Origin of the sequence: Micromonospora sp. NPDC047467 (assembly GCF_040643095.1) — a bacterium.
In the GTDB taxonomy this organism is placed as follows: Bacteria; Actinomycetota; Actinomycetes; order Mycobacteriales; family Micromonosporaceae; genus Micromonospora.
Map to the genome: position 1 here is coordinate 45,204 of NZ_JBEYTO010000011.1, position 24,656 is coordinate 69,859.

Here is a 24,656-nt window from a genome sequence, read left to right on the forward strand (position 1 = left end):
GATCTGGCGCGCGGTTGCTTCTGCCTCTCGTTCCTGTTCACCCGGGGTGCGGCCGATCTGGTCGCACCCCGGACTTTCCCCCACGTCATCGACTACCGGAGGTTCCCCGTGCGTACGCACCTTGCCCCCGTCACCGCCGAACCGACCGTCGCCGACCTGGCCGCGATCGACGCGGAGTGGCCGCTAATCGCGGCTGAGCTGGACCTGTTGGACGCCGAGATCACGTTGCTCTACGCCGAGGACCACGGCGGACCGACCGTGCTGGACTGGCGGCGGTTGCGTCGGGCTGAGGCCCGTGTCACCCGCGCCGCCGCCGAGCTGCCCGCCCGTATCGACCCGCGCCGCGCGGCCTGATGTCGCGCATCCGCGCCGCCTTTCACGATCCGGACGGGGCGCGGTACGGAATCCCCACCTTCTGGTGGAAGGGTGCCCCGCCCGGCTACGCCACCCGCCGCCAACTGACCGCCGCCGGCCTACGCCCCGGTGGCCAGCCGATCGCCGCTCAGGTGCTCTGGCGTGGCGTCGGCGGCACCCGCACCGCCTACCTCTACCGGCTCGACCTCGCCGCACCGAAGCGCACCGCGACCCCCGCGCAGCGCGCCGCGATCGGCAAGGCCCTCACGGCCCGCCGCACCTGCCCGACCTGCCGTCAGGTGCGGCCCTACTTCATTCCGCGCTCGCTCGGCGAGTGCGTCGACTGTGCCTATCCCCAGGAGGACGCAGCATGACCGCCCCGACCATCAACGGCACCCGCTACCCGCAGCCCATCGAGGACCTGTTGCCCGCCGCCCGCGCGCTGGACCTGCCGGACGGGGAGGTGTTCCCGTCGCGTAACCGGCTCATGCGGGAGTTCCGCATCGGCGCACCCAAGGCCGGCGAACTGCTCGCGCTACTCAAGACCACCCCGGATCCGGCACCCGCACCGGCCGCACCCGAGGCCGCGCCGCCGGTCGTACCGGACCCGATGCCCGCGCCGGAGATCACGCCGCCGGAGCCGGTCGAGCAGGTCGCGCCGGTCAGTCGCCCGGACACGCCCGCCCCGCCCGCGCCGGTCCGGTCGGCGGTGGTGTGGCCGGTGGTGCTGCTGGCCCTGCCGGCGTTCGTCGCGATCTGGTCCGGGTGGGTCGGGTTGGGCGGACTCACCGGGTTCGGCATCGTGCACCCGCTACCGGGCATCTGGGACAGCTTCTCCATCAACAGCGCGATCACGCTCCCGATCGGGGTGGAGACGTACGGCGCGTACGCGCTCTACGTGTGGCTGTCCGGTCGGGTGCCCGAGCGAGCGCGCCGGTTCGCCAAGTGGTCCGCCCTCGGCTCCCTCGCCATCGGCGCGCTCGGGCAGGTCGCCTACCACCTGCTCGAAGCGGCCGGGGTCACCTCGGCCCCGTGGTGGATCACCACCGCCGTCGCCTGCCTCCCGGTGGCGGTGCTCGGCATGGGCGCCGCCCTCGCGCACCTGGTTCGCACGCACGACTAGTTCCGCCCGGCGGCACGGCCCCTGGCTCGCAACCTGCGCCGTGCCGCCGGCCCTCACCCATCCGGCACCTAGACCTTCAGGAGAGATCACTGATGTTGTCACCCCTGCGAGCGCTGCGGAAAGCGGCGACCCGCTTGCGGCCCCGCCGCCCGATCTGGCTCGGCACGCCGCTACGCGCCACCATCGCCCCCGCCGCGAGCGGCGGCTACACCCTGCTCATCGACTACAACCAGGGCACCGAGTGGGTCGACCTGCCGACCCGCATGCAGGAGTACGACCGGCCCGATGAGCGGGAGTTCACCGCCGTAGCCGCCGCCCTCGCCGCGCGCAGCCTGATCCGCACCACCGGGTGGCAGATCGACGCCTACGGCCGTCTGTGCGCCCCCATCGCTGTCATCCGCACCGGGAAGGAGTCCCGATGAGCGCCCCGAACAACGAGCCTGGCGACCGTTTCGACTGGCAGGCCGCCGAAAACGACCTGACCGACCCCACCACCGGGGAGGGTGCCGAGGTGGTCGACCTGGACGACGCCCGCGCCCGCCGGGTGCCCCGCCCCCGACCGCCGGCCGAGGCGGACGACACGGAGCAGGACGACGCCGAGACGGTCGACGACGGGCCGGAACGCGTCGGCGGGTTGGTGGACGCGGCTGAGGACATTCCGCCGGAGGTGTTGGCCCGGCAGCGGGAGCGCCGGCCGATCCTGGCCGAGTGGGCGCGATCGTGGCGCGGTATGCGCGCCGCCGTGCGGCACCAATCGAAGGATGCCGGCTACGTGACCGCCTACCACGTGGTGCGGCTGCCGAAGTACGCGGCGAAAACCGCTGTGTGGGCACCGGTCGGGCTGTTCCGCGGCCTCGGTCGGGCGTTGCACTGGGCCAGTGCCGAAGAGGGCAACTGGCACTTGCGGCAGGCTGCCGCGTCGCGTGGTGAGGCGGACGTGTGGCTCAAGCTCGACGCCCGCCGGCAGCGCCAATCGGTGTGGCGGTGGTGGGTGCTCGCCGCCGGTGCCGGGGCAACCGTGGCCGGGGCGATCGTCCTGGCCATGGGTCCGCCGTGGTGGCGATGGGTCGCTCTCGCGGTGGTGGTGCCGCTGCTGGCCACCCTCGGCCGACCGGCGGACAAGCCGCTCACCGACCGGGTTACCGAGGGCACCCGCTACCGCAAGCTCACCGCCGAGCTGGTGCGCCGGGCGCTCACGTCGCTGCAACTCTCGGCGATCAACAGCGCGGTTGCCAAAGACCCAAAGGCGATCAGCTTCCCGGTGGACATCCACCGCGACGGCCCCGGGCACCTGGCGGTGGTCGACCTGCCGTACGGGGTGGAGGCCGCCGAGGTGGTCGCCCGGCGCGGCCGGCTGGCCTCAGCGATGCGGTTGCCGCTGGATCAGGTGTGGCCGGAGCCGGCACCGGGTCACACGGGCCGGTTGGCGTTGTGGGTCGGGTATGAGCCGGCGTCGCAGATGAAGCAACCCGCGTGGCCGCTGCTGTCGGAGTCGGCGAAGGTGGACGTGTTTAAGGCGTTCCCGTTCGCCACCACCCCCCGGCTGGACACGGTTGCGGTTGACCTGATGTTCCGCAACTACCTCTTCGGCGGCCAGCCCGGCAGCGGGAAGACGTTCGCGCTGCGGGATCTGATCCTCGCCGCAGCCCTCGACGCCCGCACCGAGATCCGAGGCTACGAGTTGAAGGGCGTTGGGGACTTCGCGGTGCTTGAGCCGGTCATGGCCGAGTACGGCAACGGCTTCGATGACGACACCCTCGCCCGCTGCTTCGCGTTCATCGAGTGGCTGTACGAGGAGTGCCGCCGCCGCTCGAAGCGCATCGAGCACTACGCCCGCCTCGGGAAGGCACCGGAGAACAAGGTCACGCCCGAGCTGGCCAGCCTCAAGGGGTCCGGGCTTCACCCCCTGGTGGCGTGGTTCGATGAGCTGCAAGAGCTGATGACCAGCAAGTACGGCAAGGAAGCCGGGGAAATCCTGGAAAAGGTCATCAAGCTCGGTCGCGCGTTGGGTGTGATCATCCTGATCGGGACGCAGATCCCGGACAAGGACAGCTTGCCGACCGGGATCACCCGCAACGTCAACTCCCGGTTCTGCCTGTCCGTGGCTGACCAGACGGCTAACGACATGATCCTCGGGACGTCGGCGTACAAGAACGGCTACCGGGCGACCGTGTTTCAGCCGGTGGCCGAGGCGGGGTGGGGCATCCTGCGCGGCTTCGGCGCGAAGGCGTCGGCGGTGCGCTCGTTCTACGTCGACACCACCGCCGCCGCCCGCATCGTCGCCCGCGCCGTCGCGCTGCGCACCACGGCCGGGACGCTGCCGAAGCTGGACGAGCAGACCCGCGACGTCGCCCCGGTCGCCGACGTCCTCGGCGACCTGGCCCGCATCTGGCCGGGCGATGAGAAGGCCGTGTGGAACGAGACGCTGTGCGCGCTGCTGGCTGAGCTGCGGCCCGACGTCTACGGCGGGTGGGAGGCCGCGCAGCTCACCACCGCGCTCAAGCCCCACCCGCTGGTGAAGGTCGGCGACGTGGGTCGGCGCATCGACGGCAAGGCCACCACCCGGCGCGGCATCAAGCACCCCGACGTGCTCGCCGCCATTGCGGAGCGTGACCGGAAGCGGTCCGCCGGCTAACCCACCGCAGGGTGCTAGCGCTAGCGGCCCGTCCTGCTAGCGCTAGCACCCTCGCTAGCACCCGATCCGAATCATGAGCTGCCCTCTAGCGGATAGCAGCTCACGGCCCCGTGCACTCAAAAACCGGCCCAGGAGGCACCTGTGGACCCCCTGCTCACCGCCGCTATCACCCTCGCCGCGATCCCCGCCCTGATCACGCTCGGTTACGCCGGGCTGTGCTGGGTCAAGCCCGTCAAGACCTGCCAGCGGTGCGCCGGCACCGGCCGCATCACCACCCGCGTGCTGCGCCGCCCGCGTGCCTGCCGCCGCTGCGACCGAGGCCACCGGCTGCGCACCGGCCGACGCGTCTACAACCACTTCCACCGCCTGCGCGCCGAGGCCAACCGATGAACCGCCGCACCCGCGACGGGCACACCGACTGGTGCGGCAAAGACCACCGCTGCAACCTCGGCGAACACCGATCCGACGAGATCGTGGTCGACGTTGCCGGCCGCTCCCGCGCCGTCCTCGTGCGGGTGCGCACCACCGCCGGCCGCGAGCACGCCGAGGTGCGCGTCAGGGTGGCGCTCGCCCCGTCCGAGGTGGCCGCGCGCCGGCAACTGGTCGGGCTGCTTGGCGACCTGCGGCACGCCGTCACCCGCGCCGCGATCACCGCCCGTCCCCGACCGAGGCGGGCCGCCTGATGGAGGTGTGGCTCAGCGGCACCCGCGCCGAGCTGGACGCCGCCACCGCCGCTCTCGCTGACCTCGGACACGTCATCCAACAGGGCCAACGGTGGCCGATGGGTGGTGTCGACGCTGGCCGATACCGCCTGTACCTGCGGCTAGCCGTCACCGCCGCCGCCCGTCACCGACCGGCACCCGACGCCGGGGGTGAGCTGATCGACCTCACCGCCGCCCGCGCTCTGCGTCGCCCCGCCTGAACAGGAGCACTCATGTCTAATCTGCTCACCACCGCGCTCGCACACGCCCGGCGCGGCTGGCACATCTTCCCGCTACGCCCCGACGACAAGCGACCCGCGTTCCCCGACCACGCTGGCGACGACTGCACCGGCCGCGACCCGCGCTGCCGCGCCGCCGGGCACCACCTCGGGTGGGAGCCCCGCGCCACCACCGACCCGGCCCGCATCCGCCGGGCGTGGTCGGCCCGCCCGTACGGCATCGGATTGGCGTGCGGTCCGTCGCGGCTGGTCGTGGTCGACCTCGACCGGCCGAAGGCCGGCACCACCGGGGCGACCGGGCTGGACACCCTCGCCGAGCTGGCCGCCGCGCACGCCGCCGGCATTGAACCGACCTACACGGTGACCACCGGTCGGGGCGGCACTCACCTCTACTACCGCCACCCCGACGACGGACCAGAGTTGCGCAACACGGCCGGCACGCTCGGCCCGCTGGTCGACACCCGGGCGCATGGCGGTTACGTGGTCGCCGCCGGCAGCACCGTGGCCGGTCGGCCCTACCGGGTCGACCTGGATACCGACCCCGCCCCGCTGCCGGGGTGGCTGGTCGGCCGGTTGATTCCGGCGCCGCTTCCGCCGCAGCGGCCGGTGGTGGTGTCGCTGCCGACCGACCGCAGCGGCGCGTACCTGCGGGCCGCGATCACCCGGGAAGCCGACCGGGTAGCCACCGCACCGGCCGGGGAGCGCAACCGGGCGCTCTACATCGCGGCCGTGGCACTCGGGCAACTCACCGCCGGTGGGTCGCTCACCGCCGAGGACGCCGAAAGCGTGCTGGAACAAGCCGCAGCGCGGGCCGGGCTGGGCCACGTCGAGACGGCACGCACCATCCGATCCGGGCTGGCCGCCGGCAGCAAGCGACCTCGGCAGGTGGCCGCATGAGCGCCGCCCGCCTGCACCTTGTGACCGAGCAGCCCGACGGCACCGACGCACCGCCTACGGGCGGGCCGCTGTGGGATGTTCCAGTGCCCTTGACCGGGCCGAGCACCGCGCCGCCGCCGTTCCCGGTCGACGTGTTCCCCGCGTGGTTGGGCGACATGGTGACCGGCGTCGCCCGGTTCACCCAGACCGATCCGGCGATGGCCGGCACCCTCGCCGTGGCGGTGCTGTCGGCGTGTGCGGGTGGCCGGTTGGAGGTGGAGCCGGTCGGCGGGTGGCGTGAGCCGGTGAACGTGTTCGCCGCTGTGATCGCTGGTCCGGGCGAGCGGAAGTCACCTGTTCACCGGGCGATGACCGCGCCGCTGTTCGCCGCTCAGTCGACGTTGGGTGAGGCGATGCGACCGCGGATCGCTGAGGCTGCCGCTTTGCGGGATATCGCCGACCGGCACGCCGAACAGGCCAAGGCGCAAGCAGCGAAGGCCAGCGACCCGGGCAAGCGGGACGAGGCCGCCGCTGAGGCGGTAGCCGCTGCGATCGCGGCCGAGGCGATCACCGTTCCCGGCCTGCCCCGGCTGATCGTGGACGACGCCACCCCGGAAGCCCTCATCGGATTGATGGCCGCCAACGGCGGACGGATGGCGATCATCTCGGATGAGGGCGGGATCTTCGACACCCTCGCTGGTCGGTACTCCGGTGCCCCGAACCTTGACCCCTACCTGAAAGGCCACGCGGGGCAGCCGATGAGCAACGAACGGCAGACCCGCGAGGGTGCCTCGGTCGACAAGCCCGCGCTGACCGTGTGCGTCATGGCGCAACCGACGGTGCTGCGGAAATTCGGCGGGAACGCCGACCTTGCCGGGCGCGGCCTGCCGGCACGGTTCTTGTTCGCGCTGCCCCGCTCGCTGGCCGGGTATCGGCTGGTCGACATGGATCCGGTGCCCGAGCAGGTGACGGCCGACTACCGGCACCGGGTGCACGACCTGGCCGCCACCCTCGCCGAGTGGGAAGACCCCGCCGTCGTCACCCTCACTCCCGAGGCCGGGCGGGTGCGGCTGGCCGCCGCTCAGGAGGTGGAGGCGCAGCTACGCCCCGGCGGCACCTTGTACGACATGCGGGAGTGGGGCAACAAGCTCTCCGGCGCGACGTTGCGGCTGGCCGGCCTGTTGCACGTCGCTCACCATCCCGCCGACGCGTGGCGACGCCCGATCGACGCCGACCGGATGACCGACGCCGTTCGGCTGGCCGAGTTCTTCGCCGCGCACTACCGGGCCGCACTCAGCACCATCGGCAGCGATGCGGCGATGGAGAACACCCGGTACGTGCTAGGGGTGCTCACCACCAAGGGCATGACCACCTTCACCCGCCGGGAGCTACACCGCCGCGTCTCCCGCCGGCTACCGAAGTCCGACGAGGTGTCGGCGGTGCTCACCGAGCTGGCCGCCCTCGGGTGGGTCCGCAACGGGCCGGACGGCCGGTACGAGCTGCACCCGCGCGCCGTGGCCGAGGTGCCGGGAAGCGTTGACACGTTGACAACCGCCCCTGACGCCGACGTTTCCGCAGCTCAGAGCACCCGCGAGGGTGTCAACGGGGTGCGTTGACAGCCGTTGACAGGCGTTGACAACCCGCCGCCGGCCGACCCGGTGTCAACGGGTGTCAACGCCTGTCAACGGGGGGCGTTGACACCCCGACACAGCCTCTCACCTGCGGAAACGCGGCTAGGTCGGCCGATTGTCAACGTGTCAACGCTTCCCGGCCCCTCCCGGCCCGCACCCCGCGCCGCCGCCGGGGCTGCCGGCACCGGGAAACGGCCCGCTCAGAGCGACACAGACGGTTCGGCCCTATGCCTAGGCCCAACCCTGTCCAGATCTGGCCTCTGCGGCGCTCTCAGCGGGCCGCTCTACGCCGCTCTGCCGCACCCCCACCCCAACCCTCCACAAGCGACCAGCACTGACCGGAAGGCGCTCACCGCGCCAATCAGACCGCAAGACAACCCCGCTGAAACAGCCGCAGCGCTGGCCACCCCCGCCCGCCCCGGCTGTTTCAGCGTCTCTACCCCGCCCCGCACGAGGGAGGCCCCGCCCCATGACCGCGCGCCGCACCCCGACCGGCAACCTGCTCACCCTCGCCGAAGTCCTAGACGAGCTGCGCGTACCCCGCTCGACCTTCTTCCGCTGGAAGGCGACCGGCCGCGCACCCCGAACGATCAAGTACCCAAACGGCAGCCTGTACGTCCGCCGCCGCGACCTGGACAACTGGCTCAACGACCACGAAGAGGCAGCATGAGCACCTACGAGGTACGCATCTGGACCACCCGCGAATACCAGGGACGCGACCGAAAGACAGGCAAGGATCGCAAGAGCTACCGCGTCCGGTGGGAGGTGGCCGGGCGCGAATTCGGCAAGACGTTTCAGACGCGAGCCATGGCTGAGAGCTTCCGATCCCGCCTCGTCGTTGCGCAGCGCGAGGGAATCGCGTTCGACAAGCCGACCGGTTTACCCGAACCGATGGCGCGGGAGCTGAACAGCCGCACATGGTACGAGCTCGCGGTGGCGTTCGTAGACATGAAATGGTCGCGAGCCGCCGCGACCCAACGAAAGAGCATCGCCGACGCCCTTACAACCGTGACGCCAGCATTCTTGAGCAGCACCCGGGGAGCGCCCTCCGACGCCGAAATCCGTAGGGCGCTGTATACCTGGATCTTCAACAAGTCGCAGCGAGACGCCGAGCCGTCTGCCGACCTAGCACCGGTCATCAAGTGGCTCAAGGCCAACACACTGCCACTGACCCAGCTAGCGAACGCGGCAACCATTCGGAAGGCGCTCGATACGCTGGCAACCCGGCTGGACGGTGGACCAGCCGCCGCTAACACCGTTGCCCGCAAACGCGCCGTTCTCTACGGCGCTCTCAAATACGCTGTGGAGCTGCGATACCTCGACGCTCACCCCATGGATTTCGTCCAGTGGCGGGCACCCAAGAACGAAGAGAAGATTGACCGAAAGGTCGTCGCAAATCCGCAGCAAGCCCGTCTGCTGCTTGCCGCTGTGAACAGCCGAGATCCGGCGCTAACAGGGTTCTTCGCGTGCATGTACTTCGCGGCGCTCCGACCATCCGAGGTGATGCACCTAAGAGACGACGAATGCGAACTGCCCGACGAGGGATGGGGATGGCTCCACCTCAGCGGGTCAACCCAACACGTCGGCGAGGAATGGACGGACAGCGGCGAGATGCGCGAGGACAGAGAGCTAAAGCACCGAGCGAAGAAGGCGACGCGCGACGTGCCCGCCTGCCCGGAACTTGTCCGCATTCTGCGGCATCACCGGCAGCACTACGGCAACCCCGGCGGGCGGATGTTCAACGCGCCAGGCTCCCGCCCTGGCCCCGTCACAAAGAGCACCTACCTGCGAGCCTGGCGACAGGCGCGAGAGACAGCGCTCAGCCCTGCCCAGCAGCGCTCCGTTCTGGCACGGGTGCCGTACCACCTGCGGCACGCTGCCGTGTCGCTCTGGCTGAACGCTGGCGTGCCGGCCACCCAGGTCGCCGAATGGGCAGGGCACAGCGTGCACGTCCTGCTCAAGGTCTACGCCTCGTGCATCGATGGTCAGGACGAGGCGGCACGGAAGCGGATCGAGGCGGCGCTAGCCACTCCCGACCAGCAGGAGAGCGCCCGACCGGCCGCCGAAACTTTGCCGCCCATTTGCCGCGACGAGTGAGAACCGGCGGCCCCGAACGGGACGAAGTGAGACTTACTCGCGATCTATAGACGCGCCCCCTGACCGGCGTTCGCGCTGGTCAGGGGGCGTTTTTGCTGTCCAGATGGGCGGAGGGTGTGGGATTCGAACCCACGAAGACATCGCTGCCTTACCGGTTTTCAAGACCAGCGCCATCGGCCACTAGGCGAACCCTCCCGGGCCGCAACCCGAGGGTGTACGGCCACGCATAGTCTGCCACGGCTCCCGCCGCGCGGCCCGGCGTCCCTCCCCGAATGCGCCGGCCAGGCAGGCTGGGCCGTCCACAGTGTTCGGTGGGATGCGCTGGGTCCGCCTGCGGCCCGGTTGGGCGTCGGGTAAGACTGAGCCATGCGAGCCGTCACCATTCCGCAGCCCGGTGGACCCGATGCCCTGGTCTGGGCCGAGGTGCCCGACCCTGAGCCGGGCCCCGGGGAGGTGATCGTAAATGTGCGGGCCAGCGGGGTGAACCGCGCTGACCTGCTGCAACGGCAGGGGCACTACCCGCCGCCGCCGGGCGCTTCCGCGTACCCCGGATTGGAATGCTCTGGGGTGATCACCGAGATCGGTTCGGAGGTCGCCGGGTGGGCGGTCGGGCAGCAGGTCTGCGCGCTGCTGTCCGGCGGCGGGTACGCCGAGCGGGTCGCGGTCCCCGCCGGGCAGTTGCTGCCGGTGCCGGCCTGCGACCCGGTCGACGCCGCGGCGCTGCCCGAGGTGGCCTGTACGGTCTGGTCGAACCTGATCCAGGTGGGGCGGCTCAGCGCGGGGGAAACCCTGCTGGTGCACGGCGGCGGCAGCGGGATCGGCACGTTCGCGATCCAGTTCGGGGCGGCTCTCGGTGCCACCGTCGTGACCACGGCGCGGGCGGCCAAGCATCCTCGGCTGCGTGAGCTGGGCGCGGCACACACGATCGACTATCGGGAGCAGGACTTCGCCGAGGAGGTCCGGCGGGTCACTGACGGCCGAGGCGCCGACGTCATCCTCGACATCATGGGCGCGTCCTACCTGGGGCGGAACGTCTCCGCGTTGGCCACCGGCGGCCGTCTGGTGGTGATCGGGATGCAGGGTGGGCGGAAGGCCGAGTTGGATCTCGGCGCGCTGCTGACGAAACGGGCGAGTGTCGCCGCGACGTCGCTGCGCTCCCGCCCGCTCGCGGAGAAGGCGGAGATCGTCCAGGGCGTACGCGACGAGGTGTGGCCGTTGATCGAGGCGGGCCGGATCCGGCCGGTGGTGGACCGACGGCTGCCGATGGCCCAGGCGGCGCAGGCGCACCAGCTCGTCGAGTCGAACGAGCACTTCGGCAAGGTGGTGCTCACGCTCGGGTGATACGGGCGAGGTGCCGACCGGTCAGGCGGGCGATTCCGCCGGTCGGGCCAGCATCAGACGGGCACCCGGTCCTTCGCCGGCCAGTGCGTCGCCGGGGTTGCTGAGCGTGCAGTGTTGCAGGGACAGGCAGCCGCAGCCGATGCAGCCGTCCAGGTCGTCGCGGAGCTTGGTGAGCAGCCGGATCCTCTCGTCCAACCGACCCCGCCAACTCGCGGACAGCCGCGCCCAGTCCTGCGGGCTGGGCGTACGGGCTTCGGGGAGGGAGTCGAGCGCCGCGCGGATCTCGTCCAGCGACACGCCGACCTGCTGGGAGATCCGGATGAAGGCCACCCGCCGCAGCTCGGAGCGGGCGTACCGGCGCTGGTTGCCGCCGGTACGGTCAGCACGGATCAGCCCGAGTCGCTCGTAGTAGCGCAGCGCCGACGGCGCCACGCCGGAGCGGACGGACAGGTCGCCGATCGTCAGAAGATCCTGCATCACCAAGGCCCTTGAGTTGAAGTGCACTTCAACTCACAGAGTAGTGACATGGCCACCACATTGACCACCGACACCGGCCCCCGGCTCCCTGGGCTGATCCGACGACTGACCGGCGACGAGAAGCACGCGCCAAGCGCGCACTCCACCATCGACGTGCTCCAGGTGCTCTACGACCGGGTGTTGCGGGTCACCCCCGACACCGTCGACGACCCAGAGCGGGACCGGTTCCTGCTCTCCAAGGGGCACGGACCGGCCGCCTACTACGCGGTCCTCGCCGCGCACGGCTTCATTCCGGGCACCTGGCTCGACGACCTGGCCGGGCCGGACAGCCGGCTCGGCCACCACCCGGACCGGCTGCTGGTGCCCGGGGTCGAGATCGGCTCCGGCTCGCTCGGCCACGGGCTCGGGCTGGCCGTCGGCACCGCCCTCGGCCTGCGGGCGCAGGGGCTGATCAAACCCCGGGTGTACGTGCTGCTCGGCGACGCCGAACTCGACGAGGGCTCCAACCACGAGGCCATCGCGTACGCGGGAGCAACCGGCCTGGAGAGCCTCACCGCGGTCGTGGTCGACAACTCGTCGACCACGCACGGCTGGGCGGGTGGCATCGCCAGTCGGTTCACCGTCAACGGCTGGACGGCCGACACCGTCGACGGCCGGGACCACACCGCCCTGCACACGGCACTGACCGGGCACCGGCCACAACGGCCGCACCTGGTGGTCGCCCGCATCGAGAGCAAGGGCTGATCGCCATGCGTACCGCCTTCATCGACACCACCGCCGCGCTGCTCGACGAGGATCCGCGTACCGCGCTCGTGCTGGCCGACATCTCTGCCAGCCAGTTCGCGCCGGCCGGTCACCGGCACCCGGATCGGGTGCTCAACGTCGGCATCCGCGAACAACTGATGATCGGTGTGGCCGGTGGGCTCGCCCTGACCGGGCTCCGTCCGATCGTGCACTCGTACGCGACGTTCCTGGTGGACCGGACGTACGAGCAGATCAAGTTGGACCTGGACCACCAGGGCGTGGGCGCGGTCCTGGTGAGCATCGGCGCCTCGTACGACGGGTCACGGGAGGGCCGGACCCACCAGTCGCCGGCCGACGTGGCGCTCTTCGACACGCTGGGCGACGGTTGGACGGTTCGGGTGCCCGGGCACCCCGACGAGGTCACGCCGCTGCTGCGTGCCGCCGCTGCCACCGACGACCCGGTCTACCTGCGGCTCAGCGAACAGCGCAACACGCACGGGTACCCGGACGCCGACCGCCTCCGGGTGCTGCGGCAGGGCGGGGCGAACGCGCCGCTCGTGGTTGCCGTCGGGCCGATGCTCGATCCCACGGTGGCGGCGACCGAGGGGATGGACGTGACTGTCGCGTACACCCACACACCTCGACCGTTCGACACGGCCGGGCTGCGGGCGTTCGCCGGGACCGACGTGGTGCTTGTCGAGCCGTACCTGGCGGGAACGTCGAGCGCGGTCGTCAGCCACGCCCTGGCGGACGTGCCGCATCGGCTGCTGGCGCTCGGGGTGGGTCAGACCGATCTGCGACGGTACGGCGACCCGGCCGACCACGCTCGGTGGCACGGCCTGGACGCCGACGGTCTGCGGCGCTCGATCAGCGCGTTCCTGGGGTCAGCGCGCGGCTGAGGGGATGGGACGGCGGCGTGCGCGCTCGCGACCGAGGATCCAGATCGCCTCGACGCCGTCCTTCCAGGTGATCTTCTTGCCCTCTTCACGACCGCGCGCCCGGTAGCTGATCGGCACCTCGTACGGCCGAATGCGTCGGCGCAGCAGCTTGCCGGTCACCTCGGCCTCCATGCCGAAGCCACGCGAGCGCACCTCGAGCGACCGGTAGAGCGCCACCGGCATCAGCTTGAAGCAGGTCTCCAGGTCGCCGATGTACGAGTTGAACAGGACGTTCGCCGCCATCGTGACGCCCTTGTTGCCCATCACGTACCAGAAGCTGTAGGCGCTGTGGCTGCCAAAGGTGCGATTGCCGTAGACCACCGTGGCCCGCCCGTCGAGCACCGGGTCGAGCAGCTTGGGGATGTCCTGCGGGTCGTACTCCAGGTCGGCATCGAGGATGACCATGTAGTCGCCCTCGGCGGTGTCCACCGCGGTCTTGATGGCCGCGCCCTTACCGGCGTTGCGCTGGTGGGTGATGACCCGCAGGCGTGCGTCGTCGGCGCGACCGAGGACCTCACCGGTGCCGTCCCGGCTGCCGTCGTCGACCACGACCAGCTCGATCTCGCAGGGGTAATCCACCGCCAATGCCTGCTTGAGGGCATCCGCGATGCGTTCTTCCTCGTTGTAGACCGGCATGAGGATCGACAGCTTCACGGGAATCTCCACGGTGGCGACAACACGTCGGGCATAGCCTAGCGTGGCTGGTCAGTCGAACGCTGGCCGCTACCGTCGGGCAGCCGGCGTGGCGGGCTCAGACAGATGGTGTTTACTTCCCGCCATGTCGGCTGCCGGCCCCCTGCTCGCGGCGTTACCCGCCGCCTCGGTGCTCCTGCTCACCGTCGCGACGAGGCCGCGCGGGACTGACGCGCTGGCACCGCTGCGACTCGCCGTGGTGCGAGCCGCGCTGCTCACCGGGGCGTACGCGGTGCTCGTCGTCGAGCTGCTCGGAGCACTGCACGCGCTGACCCGACCGGCGTTCGTCGCCGCCTGGCTGCTCTTCCTGCTGGCCTCCGCGACGGCCGCAACGCTGCGGTGGCGCCGCGCTTCCGTGCAGCCGGCCGCCGTCACACCCCGGCCGGTGCCGGTCGGCGCGGCGCTGACCGGCGGAACCGGCACCGCGGGGCCCGTCGCGGTCACCGACCGCGACGTCGCGCCGGTCCAGATCGATCGAGTACGCGTCAGCCCGCTCGCCAGGGCTGCCGAAGCCTGGCGTACGGCAGGTCGGGGAGAGCGGCTGCTCGCCGGCACCGTCGGTGGCCTGGTGCTGCTGGAGTTGCTTGTCGCGCTGCTCGCCGAGCCGAACAACTTCGACTCGCAGACGTACCACCTGCCCAAGGTGGAACGGTGGGTGGCCCAGGGCGACCTCGACTTCTGGCCGACCGCCATCCACCGGCAGGTGACCATCCCGCCGGGCGCGGAGTACCTGCTGCTGCACCTGCGCCTGCTGACCGGCGGGGACGCGCTACACAACCTGGTGCAGTGGGCCGCCGGGATCGTCTGCCTGGTGGCGGTCGCCCGGATCACCGCACAGCTCGGCGGCAGCCGGCGGGCTCAACTGATCACCGCATTCGTGCTGGCCAGCACCCCCATGGTCGTACTCCAGGCGACGAGCACGCAGACCGACCTGGTCTGCGCCGCGTGGGTGGCGTGCGCGGCGACCCTGGTGCTGGACGGGCTGCGCCGACGGACCGGCTGGGGCACCCTGCTGGGGCTGGGGGCGGCCACCGGGCTGACGGCGGTGACGAAGACCAGCGGCCTGATCGCGGTGGGGCCACTGCTGGTGCTCTGGGGCCTGGCCCAGCTCCGGCTGGCCCTGACCCGTGGGGCACCGGCTGGTGAAGCGCCGGCCGGTGGGGCGCCGGTCAGCGCGGTGCCGGCCGACGTGACGCCGGCTGGTGGGTCGACCGGCCGCTCGATGCCGGGCGGGGTGGGGCTGGCGAGCGGGGTGGGGCCGCGCCGGCCGGTGGGGTCGGTGGCCCGCACCGTCGGCGGTTCGGTGCTGATCCTGCTGGTCGCGGCCGTGGTGGTCGGCCCGTTCATGGCCCGGGTGACGGCCGAGTTCGGGCATCCGCTGGGCCCACCACGGCTGCGCGAGTCGATCCCGATGGAACGGCACGATCCGCCGTCGATCCTGGTCAACGCGCTACGGATCGGGCACACCGCGCTCGACACGCCACTGGCACCGCTGCGGCGTGCCGCAGCGGAGGCGATCATCAACGGCGCGGAGGCGATCGGGGTCGACCCGCAGGACCGGGCGATCACCTTCGGCCGGGAGATCTTTCCGGAGCCCGCCTGGTATCCGGACGAGGACCGGGTGGCCTTCCCGATCGCCGGAGTGCTGGCGCTGATCGGCGCGGTGGTCGCGCTCACCAGGCCGCGTCGGATCGATTCGGGGCAGACGGGGCCGCTGCGCGCGTACGCCGTGGTGGTGCTGATCGCCGTGCTGCTGCACACCTCGATGATCAAGTGGCAGCCGTGGGGCAACCGACTGATCCTCTACGCGCTGGTCCTCGCCGTACCGCTGGCCGGGCTCTGGCTGGACGCGCTCTTCCGTCGCCACGCCCACACGGCCGGCACGCCAGCCGAGACGGCGGCCGGTGCGCCCGCGGCGGCCCGGGCCGGGATGACCGGCGCTGGGCAGCGATCGGTGGCCACGATGGCGGCGGTCACCGTGCTGGCCACCTCGGCGCTGGCCGGGGTGCTCGCGCTGTCGTACGGCTTCCCGCGCCGGCTCGTCGGCGCCGGTTCGGTCTTCACCACCTCGGACTGGGAAACCCGGTTCCTGCGCCGCCCACAGTGGGCCGACGAGTTCCGCTGGGCGGCGGACGCGGTCCGCGACAGCGGTGCCCGCCGGATCGGGCTGGTGGAGCAGAACGACAACTGGGAGTACCCGTGGTGGCTGCTGCTGCGGCACTCCGACGGGCGTTCGCCGGAGTTGGTGTCGCTTCAGTCGGTCCTGCCGGAACGGCCGCCGGCCGACCCCGCCTCGGTGGACGCGATCGTCTGCACCGGCAGCCAGCCGGCCTGCGCCAAGCTGGTTCCGGCTGGCTGGCGGCTGGAGTTCCGCGGTTACGTCGGCTACGCGCTGCCACCCGGCCGCTGACCGCAGCGGACAACCTGCCGGGCGCGCCGTGACAGGCCGGGCGCGGCCCGACGTGACGGGCGCGCCGTGACGTGCCCGGCGCGACCTGACGTGACGGGCGCGCCCTGACGTGGCCCGGCGCGGCGTGCGACCTGACGTGCCGGGCGCGGCCTGACGGGCGCCCTTGGCCCGGGGCTGCCGGCTGATCAACACGACATCGGCGATGTTGGGGTGTCCCGCAGCCGGGATACCCCGATATCGGCGATCTGAAGTCGATCACCGCCAAGCCGCACATCCCACCCCACGCCGTGCGCCCGGATCGTCCGATCCGGGCGGTTCGGCAACCCGCGCGCAAGAACCCGAGGCGCATTCACATCCATTGGTCATCGCGTTACCGTCTGGTAACTCAATCGACGTCCCGCGATTGAGCCGAAAGGAGTGCGTCGATGCCTGACACCCCCGCCAGGCCCGAACGCGCGACTCGACGACGAGCCCTCACCGTCGCCGTTGCCGTCGCCGCTCTCGTCCTGCCGATGCTCGCCGGACCGGCCTCCCCAGCCACCGCCGCCCCGACCGCCACCGCCGACCGACCCGCCGTCCAACCTCTTCCCGCCAACCTGGAGGCCATCCGGGCCGCCGAAGCCACCGCCCTCTACGGCACCCCGGCGATCCGCCCGATCGAGCAACGCCGCACCGCGCTGATCACCATGGGTGACAGTCAGATCTCCGGTGAGGGGGTCGGCAACTACGTCCCCGGCACCCACCAGAACGGCAACTGGTGCGACCGCTCGTACGACCAGGCGGTTTTCCGCACCGGCATCCAGTCGGACACGCGATACAACCTGGCGTGCTCCGGCGCGACCCCGTGGAACCTGATCGCGGGCGGGCCGACCCAGCACAACGAGCTGAACCAGGGCGACTACCTGGGCATCAAGGCGCGCAACACGCACGTCAAGCTGATCTGGGTGGTGGTCGGCGCGAACGGCGACGGCACCATCCAGTTCGGGCCGGTCGCCACCGACTGCGCCGTACGCCGGGTCTTCTTCCAGGGCAACTGCTACCCCACCTACACCGACCAGTGGACGATCCGGACCGACGGCAGCCGGCGCGCGGTGGAGGCGGCGCTCATCGACATCCGGGCGACGATGACCGGAGCCGGCTACCTGCGCTCGGACTACGAGTTGGTGCTGATGTCGTACCCCGGCCCGGCCAGCCCGGACGTGGAGGACAACCCGAACTTCCCCGGCTGGTACTCCGGCGGCTGTCTGCTCTACCTCGCCGACGCGGCGTTCGCCCGGAATAAGGCGGTGCCGCTGTTCGAGTCGGCACTGCGGTCGGCCGCCGCCAACACCGGCACCCGGTACCTCGACGCGAGCCGGCTGTTCCACGGCCACGAGGTGTGCACCGACAACACCTCGGTCCGTGGCCTCTTCATCGAGGTGGGGATCTGGAACGAGAACGCCGCCCGGCAGTCGTTCCACCCCAACGCTCGTGGGCACGGCATGTTCGCCCAGTGCATCACGCAGTTCTGGAACTCCGGGAAGAACCAGGCCACCTGTGTCGACCCGGCCAGCACCGGCAGCGGCGTGCTCTACCCCGGCCTGTTCCAGTTCAAGCAGTTGCGCAACCTGGCCACCAACACCTGCGTCGACGGTAAGGGCTACGACTCCCGCAACGGCACCGCCCAGCAGTCGTACGGCTGCCACGGCGGGCGCAACCAGGGCTTCTGGTACGACGCGACCCGGCGTTCGCTGCACTCGGAGCTGTCCCACGACCGTTGCCTCGACGTCGCGGGTGGATCGATGACGTCCGGCACCGCTGTCAACATCTACGACTGCAACGGCACCCCGGCCCAGCAGTTCGCCTTCGTCGGCAACCAGCTCAAGCCGGCCAGCGCCAGCAACCTCTGCGTGGCGTTCGACAACGCGGGCACTCCCCGACTGCGGTTGGCTGCCTGCTCCACCAGCACCCGGCAGCAGTGGTCGTCCGAGGCCCGGACCGCCGCCAACCCGGTCGGCTACGGTCACGGCGACTTCATCGGCTCCCGCGTCTACTGACGAACGAGGGGGCCCTGGCGTCGACCAGGGCCCCCTCGCTCACTTGGCGCGGGGGATGAGGATGAGTCGGGCGACGCCCTTGTCGCCGTCCTTCACTCCTGCGACGCCGAGCTTCGCGCCGACCTTGACCTCGCTGGGTTGCACGGTGGCGCGCCGCTCGACGATCCGCAGGTCGTCGCCGAAGCTCCAGGTCATCGTGAAGCCGTCGGTGGACTTGACGGTCATCGAGTCGCCGTCGATCGCGGTGACCTCGCCGCGCTGCACGGCCACGGTCCGCGTACCGCCGTCCTTGGTCTGCACGGCCACCTCGCCGTGCAGGGTGTTCTTCCGCAGCAGCACCCGGGCCTGGCGACGCTTGCGCCACTCCTCGCCGCGCTTCTCCCGCGCCTTCTCCGAAGCGGTGGGAGACGGGGTGGCCGGCGCGGCGACGGTCTGCACGTCCAGGTCGTTGGCGTCGAAGCCCATCGCAGCCAGCGCCTGCCCGTCCACGCCCATCGTGGCAGAGACTTCGACGGCGGCCTCCCGGGCGGGTTGACCGGCCACCTCCGCCGCACCGCAGCCGCTGACACCGAGCGCGACCGCCGCGAGCAGTGCCGTGGCGCCAGTGGCGATTCCCCAACGTGACATGGCTTCCCTCTCGTCCGTGGAGCCCTCAGCATTTCCCCGGACGACGAGCGGAGCGTCAGGCCGATGTTCGGGCCAGGTAAGGATCTGCGGGCAACCGGACCGTGAAGGCCGCTCCGCCCTCCGGTGCATGCCCCGCAGCGATGTCCCCACCGAGCCGACGGACCAGCCCGGCCGCCAGCGCCAGCCCCAGACCACTGCCCACCTTGCGCACCCCCCGGTAGCGCTCGTGCAACGCCCCCCGCTCGAACGCCACCGTCAGGTCGTCGTCGGTCAGGCCCGGCCCGCCGTCGCGGACCTCCAGCACGCCGCCGGCGGCCGGGTCCGCGCCAGCCGGCCGGACCGCGAGCACCACCGACGCCCCCGGGGGTACGACCCGCAGCGCGTTCTCCAACAGCCCGTCCACCACCTGCCGGATCCGGCCCGGATCGGTGTACGCCGGTACCGGCCGGCCGGGGCTCTCCACCCGGAACGACACTCCCACCGCCGTGCACCGGCCCGACCAGGTCGGCTCGGCGTCGGCGGCGAGCCGGGTCAGGTCCACCGGCGCCGGTTCGAGGGGAAAGTCGGCGGCTTCCAGCCGGGCCAGTGCCAGCAGGTCGCCGATCAGCCGGTCGAGGTGCTGCGATTCGGCCAGCATCGTGCGGCCTGCTGCGGCGGTGCCGTCCGCCTCGATCACCCCGTCGGCCAGCGCCTCGGCGTACCCCCGGATCGCGGTCAGCGGGGTCCGCAGCTCGTGCGAGACGGAGAGCAGGAACTCCCGCTGCCGCCCCTCGCTGGTGGTCAGCGCGGCGGCCAGCCCGTTCAACGCCTCCGCCAGGTCGGCGACCTCGTCCGGCGGCTCGACCGGCACCCGGACGGCGCGGTCCCCGGCGCGCAGCCGGGCCGCTGCGGTCGCGGCGACGCGGATCGGCCGGGCCAGGCGGCGTGCCAGCAGCAGCCCGGCCACCACGCCGGCGGCCAGCCCGGCCAGCAGCGGCAGCCAGAGGCTGAGCAGCACCTGCCGCCACAGCCCCTTCGACGAGGCGCGGGAGAGCACCACCCCGTTGCCGCCGGGCAGGGCCCGGCCCTCGACGAGGGCACGGTGGCCGTCGACCGGGCGGCGGGCCGACACGTTGCGGCCCTGCCCGATCCGCTGCACCACGCGGGGCGGCAGGCCCGGTCGGTCGACGGTCCCGCGCCGGACCAGGTACGCGTCGATGCCCTGGTTGCGCAGTTGCTGGATGAGTCGCTCCTCGTCGGCGGTGCGGCCCCGGTCCAGCCGCGTCCGCAGCACCTCGGCGGCGAGTCGGGCCTGCGCGGCGAGCGCCTCCTGGTCGCGTCGCTCCGCGCCCCGGATCGCCAGCGGCACCGCGACGATGGCGGTGACCAGCACCGACACCAGTGCCACCGCGCAGGTGACGAGCACCGCCCGGGCGGTAAGCGTTTCGCCGAACCGGCTGCGCCGGGGTGCGGCCGGCGGGGGGACGGCGACCAGCGGCAGTGCCACGGCCGGCGCTTCGGAGCGCGCGGGCTGGCGCGGGACGGGACGGTCAGGCATCGACGGCGTACCCCACGCCCCGGTGGGTGCGGATGACGCTGGCCGGGCCGAGCTTCGCACGCACCTGGGCGACGTGCACGTCGACGGTGCGGGTGCCGGCGTGCGCGGCGTAGCCCCAGACCCCGGCCAGCAGTTCCTCCCGGCTGAAAACCCGCCCGGGTCGGGCCATGAGGTGAGCCAGCAGGTCGAACTCGGTGGAGGTGAGCTGCACCGGGGCGCCTGCGGCGATGACCGTCCGGCGGGCCGGGTCGAGCGTCACCGGGCCGACGACGCGTGGGCGCTCCGCGCCGTCGGGACCACCGGCGGCGCGGCGCAGCACGGCGCGCACCCGGGCGACCAACTCACGCGGGCTGAACGGCTTGGTGACGTAGTCGTCGGCGCCCAACTCCAGGCCGACGATCCGGTCCACCTCGTCGTCGCGGGCGGTGAGGAAGATGACCGGCGTCCAGTCGCCGGCCTCGCGCAGCCGGCGGCAGATCTCGGTGCCGGGCAGGCCGGGCAGTGCGATGTCCAGGACGCAGGCCACCGGTCGCAGCCGGCGCGCGGCGCTCAGGCCGGCCTCGCCGTCGCGTTCCAGCTGCACGCCGAACCCGTCGCGGGTGAGGTAGAGCCGCACCAGGTCGGCGATGGCCGGCTCGTCCTCGACCACGAGGACGAGCCCGCGGTGCGGCGGGTCGACGGTCACCGGCCCATGATTGCCGACCTGGCGGCCTCCGCGCGATCGACGCGTGTTCGGGTTCGGTAAAGGCGACGGGCCGGCCGGTCTGGCGTCAGCGCGCCACGGCGGGGCGGAACACGCTGGGCCGTACGGCCGCTGGCGCGTCGCCGATGGTGGCGACGATCCGCTCGCGGGGCGTCCGCAGTCGGGTCCGGAACGCGTGGTTGAGCAGGGCGTCCAGCTGCCACACCTGCTTCGGGTGGTTGGTGCGGATCAGGAACCGCTCGCGGATCCCGTCGATCGCGGTGGCGGCCAGCTCGACCGAGTGCAGCCGCGGGTCCGGGCTCCAGGTGACGTTGCTCAGCTCGCGCAACTCGGTGTTGAGGTGCAGGCGCAGCCGGTGCAGCAGCCGGGTCTGCTGGGTCACCACCAGCCGGCGGTGGGTGAGCAGCAGCAGGTAGTCGCCGGTGACCGGACGGTCGGGTCGGCTGCAACGGGTGACCAGGATGGTGGCGTCACCGGAGCCGACGCAGCGCCGGAAGACCGGCATGTGCCGGCTCACGGTCTGCACGGCCAGGCCAGCCTCGGCGGCGGCCGGAAGGAACGTTCGGGAGAAGACGTCCATGACCTGCCCAACGACGTCCCCAGCGGGGTGACGTGGGTCACGCCGAATTTTTGGAAGTTCCACGCAGCCTGTCGCACTGCCTGTCCGACATCGGACTGGGACGGATCCCGGTCAGGATTCGGGCTGCAACGGGGTGGCGGCGAACAGCTCCTCCAGCCAGCCGGGAACCGCGTCGACGTACTCGGCGCGGGTCGGATCGGTGGTGTCCAGGGCCCTCCGCCAGGAGAGCGATCGGCTCACCGCGCCCAGGTTCATCGCCAGGTCGGCGGCCTCGACGAGCGTCCGGCGGTCGTACCGGTCGGTCCACGCCTCCAGGTAACCGTCGCGCAGCCGGACCAGCCGGGCGTCGTCGGCCGCCAGCTTGGTGGCGTGCCGGATCGAGCGCAGCGTCACCAGCAGCGTGCCGAACGGGTGCGCCACCGAGGCGTCGCCCCAGTCGAAGTACCGGTAGCCGGCCGGGCCGGCGAAGACGTTGCCGTCGTGCAGGTCGTCGTGCTGGACGGTGGCCGGAATCCCGAGGTCGGCGAGCCGGCGACAACGCTCGGCGTACGCCGGCAGTTCCGCCCGCAGCCGCTCGTACATCTCGGGGGCGAGACCATCCTCGGTGCCGATCCGCAGCGACTCGCGGTCGTCGAGCAGGTCGGCGAGCAGCCCGGCCAGCACCTCGGGGCGGTGATCCGGCACACCGAGGCTGACCAGCTCGTCGACGCGCGGCGCGGTGGCGAGTTGGAGTGCGGCGTAACCGGGCAGCGCCCGCTCCCAGTGCGCCAGGTCCGGGTCGCGGCCCAGCACGTCACGCAGCGACTCCCCGCCGTCGGGCAGCAGCGACCAGCCCAGCGCGGGGTCCACGGCGATTGGTGTCAGCACCCGGTCGGGGGTCAGCTTCGCCAGCGTCGCGATCAGGACGGCCTCGTGCACCGTGCCCGGGTTGTTGGCCTTGAACCAGACCGGCCCGCCGTCGGTGGGCACCCGCCAGACCAGCGACCATGGGCGTACCCGGGGCTCCACCGCACCGGTCACCCGCCGGCCGACGTCGGCGAGCTGCGTGTCGACCCAGGTGCGGGCCCGCGTCTGCCACTGCTCGCTGGACCAGTCCGGAGCACGCTCATCGGCGATCGTCGTCACGGTGAGCACCTTAGGCGGCGTGCCCCACGCGGGCGAGGCTATTTCCCGGCGGCGGCGGGTCGGCCGCGAGCAGCCGTCAACCGCTGCGAGGGGCCGGAGTCAGACCAGCTCGACGATGGTGGCGTTGGCCATGCCGCCACCCTCGCACATGGTCTGGAGGCCGTAGCGGATCCCGTTGTCCCGCATGTGCTGGAGCATCGTGGTCATGATCCGGGCACCGGAGCCGCCGAGCGGGTGACCGAGGGCGATGGCGCCGCCGCGCGGGTTGAGCCGCTCCGGGTCGGCCTCGGTCTCCGCCAGCCACGCCAGCGGCACCGGGGCGAACGCCTCGTTCACCTCGTACACCCCGATCTCCTCGATGCCCAGCCCCGCGCGGCGCAGCGCCTTCGCGGTGGCCGGGATGGGCGCCGTGAGCATGGTGACCGGGTCGTCGGCGGCGACCACGGCGGTGTGGATGCGGGCCAGTGGGCGCAGGCCGTGGCGGCTGGCCCACTCGGAGGTGGTCACGGCGAGCGCGGCGGCACCGTCGGAGATCTGGGACGCGGAGCCGGCGGTCACCACGCCGTCGGCGCGGAACGGGGTGGCCAGCTCGCCGAGCTTCTCCAGCGAGGTCTCCCGGCGGATGCCCTCGTCGGCGGCGAACTTGCCGCCGTCGGCCAGCGACACCGGCGTCAGCTCCGGGTCGAACGCCCCGGCGTCCTGCGCGGCGGCGGCCTTCTCGTGGCTGGCCAGCGCGAACTCGTCGAGCTGGGTACGCGAGAGGCGCCACCGCCGGGCGATCAGCTCGGCCCCGACGCCCTGGTTGAACGGCAGCGGCTCGTCGTCGGCGAAGCCCTCCACGCCCCGGTAGCGGGCACGGAGCTGCTCGCTGAACGGCAGGGCGCCCCCCACACTGGAACCCATCGGCACGCGGGTCATCGACTCCACCCCGCCGGCGACCACCAGGTCGGCCTGGCCGGAGAGGACGGTCGCGGCGGCGAAGTGCAACGCCTGCTGGCTGGAGCCGCACTGCCGGTCCAGCGTGGTGCCGGGCACCGACTCGGGCCAGCCGGCGGCGAGCACGGCGTTGCGGGCGATGTTCCACGACTGCTCGCCGACCTGGGACACGCAACCCCAGAAGACGTCGTCGACCTGCGCCGGGTCGAGCCCGGTGCGCTGGGCGAGGGCGCGCAGCACGTGCGCCGAGAGATCGACCGGGTGGACGCCGGCGAGGCTGCCCTTGCGCCGCCCGACCGGGGTGCGTACCGCGCCGACGATGACCGCGTCACTCATGTTTACTCCCCGGTAACCTGACTGTCCCGATCCTACGTCGTCGGTGGACCGGCCGTCCGCCCCCGGGCATGCTGGGCGGATGGATGAGATCTCCCCGGCCCGGCAGTGGCGGGTGCCCGCGAAGCTGCCGGCGGCCAAGATCGTCGGCGCGGTGGCGCTTGTCGTGCTCGGGCTACTCTTCGCCGACGGTGACCCGGTGAGGCTGGTCCTGGCCTGCCTGGCCGCGGCCGGCGTGGCCGGCTGGGCGGCCCGCGACCTGATCGCGCCGGTCCGGTTGGCGGTGGACCCGGCAGGGCTCACCGTCATCCACGGGTTCGCCGGCCGCCGACTGCTGCCCTGGTCTGCGATCGAGGCGATCACCGTGGACCGTCGACCACGGTTGGGGCTGACCACCGAGATCCTGGAAATCGACGCGGGCAGTTCGCTGCACCTGTTTGGCCGCTACGACCTGGACACCACCCCGGAGGAGGTCGCCGACGTGCTGCGCGCCGCCCGCCCGGGCGTGACCGGGTAGCGC

The 24,656-nt window shown here is 72.0% G+C and carries 26 protein-coding genes and 1 tRNA gene; 18 read left to right on the forward strand and 9 right to left on the reverse strand.

Annotated elements, in window-relative coordinates; translation table 11 throughout:
• Nucleotides 1–108: 108 nt before the first annotated feature.
• From ABZ780_RS26570 to ABZ780_RS26625, 12 genes are all read left to right on the forward strand, one after another.
• Nucleotides 109–354 (forward strand): DUF6284 family protein, encoded by a 246-nt coding sequence (locus ABZ780_RS26570; protein WP_357487842.1) that lies wholly within the window; start codon nucleotides 109–111, stop codon nucleotides 352–354.
• Nucleotides 354–728, forward strand: coding sequence for an RRQRL motif-containing zinc-binding protein (locus ABZ780_RS26575; protein WP_357487843.1), 375 nt, complete (start codon nucleotides 354–356; stop codon nucleotides 726–728). The genes ABZ780_RS26570 and ABZ780_RS26575 overlap by 1 nt, the downstream gene beginning before the upstream one ends.
• Entirely contained in the window at nucleotides 725–1,477 is a 753-nt protein-coding gene (locus ABZ780_RS26580; RefSeq protein WP_357487844.1) for an ABC transporter permease, read from the forward strand. Before ABZ780_RS26575 ends, ABZ780_RS26580 begins: the two co-directional genes overlap by 4 nt.
• 92 nt (nucleotides 1,478–1,569) lie before the next feature.
• Entirely contained in the window at nucleotides 1,570–1,899 is a 330-nt protein-coding gene (locus tag ABZ780_RS26585) for a hypothetical protein (RefSeq protein ID WP_357487845.1), read from the forward strand.
• Nucleotides 1,896–4,112: a cell division protein FtsK gene (locus ABZ780_RS26590; RefSeq protein ID WP_357487846.1), complete on the forward strand. Its 2,217-nt coding sequence runs from the start codon at nucleotides 1,896–1,898 to the stop codon at nucleotides 4,110–4,112. Before ABZ780_RS26585 ends, ABZ780_RS26590 begins: the two co-directional genes overlap by 4 nt.
• A gap of 141 nt (nucleotides 4,113–4,253) precedes the next feature.
• Nucleotides 4,254–4,502 carry a hypothetical protein gene (locus tag ABZ780_RS26595; RefSeq protein WP_357487847.1) on the forward strand — a complete coding sequence of 83 codons (249 nt, stop codon included), beginning with the start codon at nucleotides 4,254–4,256 and terminating at the stop codon, nucleotides 4,500–4,502.
• Entirely contained in the window at nucleotides 4,499–4,795 is a 297-nt protein-coding gene (locus ABZ780_RS26600) for a hypothetical protein (RefSeq protein WP_357487848.1), read from the forward strand. Before ABZ780_RS26595 ends, ABZ780_RS26600 begins: the two co-directional genes overlap by 4 nt.
• On the forward strand, nucleotides 4,795–5,034 hold the full coding sequence (locus tag ABZ780_RS26605) for a hypothetical protein (protein ID WP_357487849.1): 240 nt from the start codon (nucleotides 4,795–4,797) through the stop codon (nucleotides 5,032–5,034). Before ABZ780_RS26600 ends, ABZ780_RS26605 begins: the two co-directional genes overlap by 1 nt.
• A gap of 12 nt (nucleotides 5,035–5,046) precedes the next feature.
• Nucleotides 5,047–5,949, forward strand: a complete 903-nt coding sequence (locus ABZ780_RS26610) for a bifunctional DNA primase/polymerase (RefSeq protein WP_357487850.1) — start codon at nucleotides 5,047–5,049, stop codon at nucleotides 5,947–5,949.
• A complete protein-coding gene (locus tag ABZ780_RS26615; RefSeq protein ID WP_357487851.1) occupies nucleotides 5,946–7,544 on the forward strand; it encodes a YfjI family protein in 1,599 nt (532 codons plus the stop codon). The genes ABZ780_RS26610 and ABZ780_RS26615 overlap by 4 nt, the downstream gene beginning before the upstream one ends.
• Nucleotides 7,545–8,028: 484 nt before the next feature.
• Nucleotides 8,029–8,229, forward strand: a complete 201-nt coding sequence (locus ABZ780_RS26620; RefSeq protein WP_203174352.1) for a helix-turn-helix domain-containing protein — start codon at nucleotides 8,029–8,031, stop codon at nucleotides 8,227–8,229.
• The gene (locus ABZ780_RS26625; protein WP_357487852.1) at nucleotides 8,226–9,656 is read left to right on the forward strand and encodes an integrase; all 1,431 of its coding nucleotides are present in this window, start codon (nucleotides 8,226–8,228) and stop codon (nucleotides 9,654–9,656) included. The genes ABZ780_RS26620 and ABZ780_RS26625 overlap by 4 nt, the downstream gene beginning before the upstream one ends.
• A 108-nt stretch (nucleotides 9,657–9,764) precedes the next feature.
• Here ABZ780_RS26625 and ABZ780_RS26630 read toward each other — a convergent pair.
• Nucleotides 9,765–9,851, reverse strand: a tRNA-Ser gene (locus tag ABZ780_RS26630).
• A gap of 171 nt (nucleotides 9,852–10,022) precedes the next feature.
• Here ABZ780_RS26630 and ABZ780_RS26635 point away from each other — a divergent pair.
• Nucleotides 10,023–10,997, forward strand: a complete 975-nt coding sequence (locus ABZ780_RS26635) for an NAD(P)H-quinone oxidoreductase (protein WP_357002933.1) — start codon at nucleotides 10,023–10,025, stop codon at nucleotides 10,995–10,997.
• 21 nt (nucleotides 10,998–11,018) lie between these two features.
• Here the strand turns inward: ABZ780_RS26635 and soxR are convergent, their stop codons facing one another.
• The gene (soxR, locus tag ABZ780_RS26640) at nucleotides 11,019–11,474 is read right to left on the reverse strand and encodes a redox-sensitive transcriptional activator SoxR (protein WP_357487853.1); all 456 of its coding nucleotides are present in this window, start codon (nucleotides 11,472–11,474) and stop codon (nucleotides 11,019–11,021) included.
• A gap of 48 nt (nucleotides 11,475–11,522) precedes the next feature.
• On the opposite strand from soxR, the gene ABZ780_RS26645 reads away from it, so the two are divergent.
• Together ABZ780_RS26645 and ABZ780_RS26650 are read left to right on the forward strand one after the other, a co-directional pair.
• Nucleotides 11,523–12,218, forward strand: a complete 696-nt coding sequence (locus ABZ780_RS26645; RefSeq protein WP_357487854.1) for a transketolase — start codon at nucleotides 11,523–11,525, stop codon at nucleotides 12,216–12,218.
• A 5-nt stretch (nucleotides 12,219–12,223) separates the two neighbouring features.
• Nucleotides 12,224–13,117: a transketolase gene (locus tag ABZ780_RS26650; RefSeq protein ID WP_357487855.1), complete on the forward strand. Its 894-nt coding sequence runs from the start codon at nucleotides 12,224–12,226 to the stop codon at nucleotides 13,115–13,117.
• Here ABZ780_RS26650 and ABZ780_RS26655 read toward each other — a convergent pair.
• Nucleotides 13,103–13,810 (reverse strand): glycosyltransferase family 2 protein, encoded by a 708-nt coding sequence (locus ABZ780_RS26655; RefSeq protein ID WP_357487856.1) that lies wholly within the window; start codon nucleotides 13,808–13,810, stop codon nucleotides 13,103–13,105. The two genes, ABZ780_RS26650 and ABZ780_RS26655, sit on opposite strands and share 15 nt — an antisense overlap.
• Before the next feature lie 124 nt (nucleotides 13,811–13,934).
• Here ABZ780_RS26655 and ABZ780_RS26660 point away from each other — a divergent pair, with 124 nt between their 5' ends.
• Entirely contained in the window at nucleotides 13,935–16,259 is a 2,325-nt protein-coding gene (locus tag ABZ780_RS26660; RefSeq protein ID WP_357487857.1) for a glycosyltransferase family 39 protein, read from the forward strand.
• A gap of 425 nt (nucleotides 16,260–16,684) precedes the next feature.
• Complete coding sequence (locus tag ABZ780_RS26665; protein ID WP_357487858.1) at nucleotides 16,685–18,295, forward strand: ricin-type beta-trefoil lectin domain protein; 1,611 nt, start codon at nucleotides 16,685–16,687, stop codon at nucleotides 18,293–18,295.
• A gap of 39 nt (nucleotides 18,296–18,334) precedes the next feature.
• On the opposite strand, the gene ABZ780_RS26670 is transcribed toward ABZ780_RS26665, so the two are convergent.
• From ABZ780_RS26670 to ABZ780_RS26695, 6 genes are all read right to left on the reverse strand, one after another.
• Nucleotides 18,335–18,922, reverse strand: a complete 588-nt coding sequence (locus tag ABZ780_RS26670) for a hypothetical protein (RefSeq protein WP_357487859.1) — start codon at nucleotides 18,920–18,922, stop codon at nucleotides 18,335–18,337.
• 55 nt (nucleotides 18,923–18,977) lie between these two features.
• Nucleotides 18,978–20,459 (reverse strand): ATP-binding protein, encoded by a 1,482-nt coding sequence (locus tag ABZ780_RS26675; RefSeq protein ID WP_357487860.1) that lies wholly within the window; start codon nucleotides 20,457–20,459, stop codon nucleotides 18,978–18,980.
• Complete coding sequence (locus ABZ780_RS26680; protein WP_357487861.1) at nucleotides 20,452–21,144, reverse strand: response regulator transcription factor; 693 nt, start codon at nucleotides 21,142–21,144, stop codon at nucleotides 20,452–20,454. The genes ABZ780_RS26675 and ABZ780_RS26680 overlap by 8 nt, the downstream gene beginning before the upstream one ends.
• 85 nt (nucleotides 21,145–21,229) lie before the next feature.
• Nucleotides 21,230–21,742, reverse strand: a complete 513-nt coding sequence (locus tag ABZ780_RS26685; RefSeq protein WP_357004767.1) for a hypothetical protein — start codon at nucleotides 21,740–21,742, stop codon at nucleotides 21,230–21,232.
• Between the two features lie 111 nt (nucleotides 21,743–21,853).
• Nucleotides 21,854–22,867: an aminoglycoside phosphotransferase family protein gene (locus ABZ780_RS26690; protein ID WP_357487862.1), complete on the reverse strand. Its 1,014-nt coding sequence runs from the start codon at nucleotides 22,865–22,867 to the stop codon at nucleotides 21,854–21,856.
• A gap of 99 nt (nucleotides 22,868–22,966) precedes the next feature.
• On the reverse strand, nucleotides 22,967–24,139 hold the full coding sequence (locus ABZ780_RS26695) for an acetyl-CoA C-acyltransferase (RefSeq protein ID WP_357487863.1): 1,173 nt from the start codon (nucleotides 24,137–24,139) through the stop codon (nucleotides 22,967–22,969).
• A gap of 79 nt (nucleotides 24,140–24,218) precedes the next feature.
• On the opposite strand from ABZ780_RS26695, the gene ABZ780_RS26700 reads away from it, so the two are divergent.
• Nucleotides 24,219–24,653 (forward strand): PH domain-containing protein, encoded by a 435-nt coding sequence (locus ABZ780_RS26700; RefSeq protein ID WP_357487864.1) that lies wholly within the window; start codon nucleotides 24,219–24,221, stop codon nucleotides 24,651–24,653.
• Nucleotides 24,654–24,656: the final 3 nt, after the last annotated feature.

Excerpts from the sequence above, each read along its gene's own strand:
- ABZ780_RS26575 (WP_357487843.1), top strand. The coding sequence starts at position 354 with ATGTCGCGCATCCGCGCCGCCTTTCACGATCCGGACGGGGCGCGGTAC.
- ABZ780_RS26580 (WP_357487844.1), top strand. The coding sequence starts at position 725 with ATGACCGCCCCGACCATCAACGGCACCCGCTACCCGCAGCCCATCGAG.
- ABZ780_RS26585 (WP_357487845.1), top strand. The coding sequence starts at position 1,570 with ATGTTGTCACCCCTGCGAGCGCTGCGGAAAGCGGCGACCCGCTTGCGG.
- ABZ780_RS26590 (WP_357487846.1), top strand. The coding sequence starts at position 1,896 with ATGAGCGCCCCGAACAACGAGCCTGGCGACCGTTTCGACTGGCAGGCC.
- ABZ780_RS26600 (WP_357487848.1), top strand. The coding sequence starts at position 4,499 with ATGAACCGCCGCACCCGCGACGGGCACACCGACTGGTGCGGCAAAGAC.
- ABZ780_RS26605 (WP_357487849.1), top strand. The coding sequence starts at position 4,795 with ATGGAGGTGTGGCTCAGCGGCACCCGCGCCGAGCTGGACGCCGCCACC.
- ABZ780_RS26610 (WP_357487850.1), top strand. The coding sequence starts at position 5,047 with ATGTCTAATCTGCTCACCACCGCGCTCGCACACGCCCGGCGCGGCTGG.
- ABZ780_RS26615 (WP_357487851.1), top strand. The coding sequence starts at position 5,946 with ATGAGCGCCGCCCGCCTGCACCTTGTGACCGAGCAGCCCGACGGCACC.
- ABZ780_RS26620 (WP_203174352.1), top strand. The coding sequence starts at position 8,029 with ATGACCGCGCGCCGCACCCCGACCGGCAACCTGCTCACCCTCGCCGAA.
- ABZ780_RS26625 (WP_357487852.1), top strand. The coding sequence starts at position 8,226 with ATGAGCACCTACGAGGTACGCATCTGGACCACCCGCGAATACCAGGGA.
- ABZ780_RS26635 (WP_357002933.1), top strand. The coding sequence starts at position 10,023 with ATGCGAGCCGTCACCATTCCGCAGCCCGGTGGACCCGATGCCCTGGTC.
- soxR (WP_357487853.1), bottom strand. The coding sequence starts at position 11,474 with ATGCAGGATCTTCTGACGATCGGCGACCTGTCCGTCCGCTCCGGCGTG.
- ABZ780_RS26645 (WP_357487854.1), top strand. The coding sequence starts at position 11,523 with ATGGCCACCACATTGACCACCGACACCGGCCCCCGGCTCCCTGGGCTG.
- ABZ780_RS26650 (WP_357487855.1), top strand. The coding sequence starts at position 12,224 with ATGCGTACCGCCTTCATCGACACCACCGCCGCGCTGCTCGACGAGGAT.
- ABZ780_RS26660 (WP_357487857.1), top strand. The coding sequence starts at position 13,935 with ATGTCGGCTGCCGGCCCCCTGCTCGCGGCGTTACCCGCCGCCTCGGTG.
- ABZ780_RS26665 (WP_357487858.1), top strand. The coding sequence starts at position 16,685 with ATGCCTGACACCCCCGCCAGGCCCGAACGCGCGACTCGACGACGAGCC.
- ABZ780_RS26670 (WP_357487859.1), bottom strand. The coding sequence starts at position 18,922 with ATGTCACGTTGGGGAATCGCCACTGGCGCCACGGCACTGCTCGCGGCG.
- ABZ780_RS26675 (WP_357487860.1), bottom strand. The coding sequence starts at position 20,459 with ATGCCTGACCGTCCCGTCCCGCGCCAGCCCGCGCGCTCCGAAGCGCCG.
- ABZ780_RS26685 (WP_357004767.1), bottom strand. The coding sequence starts at position 21,742 with ATGGACGTCTTCTCCCGAACGTTCCTTCCGGCCGCCGCCGAGGCTGGC.
- ABZ780_RS26695 (WP_357487863.1), bottom strand. The coding sequence starts at position 24,139 with ATGAGTGACGCGGTCATCGTCGGCGCGGTACGCACCCCGGTCGGGCGG.
- ABZ780_RS26700 (WP_357487864.1), top strand. The coding sequence starts at position 24,219 with ATGGATGAGATCTCCCCGGCCCGGCAGTGGCGGGTGCCCGCGAAGCTG.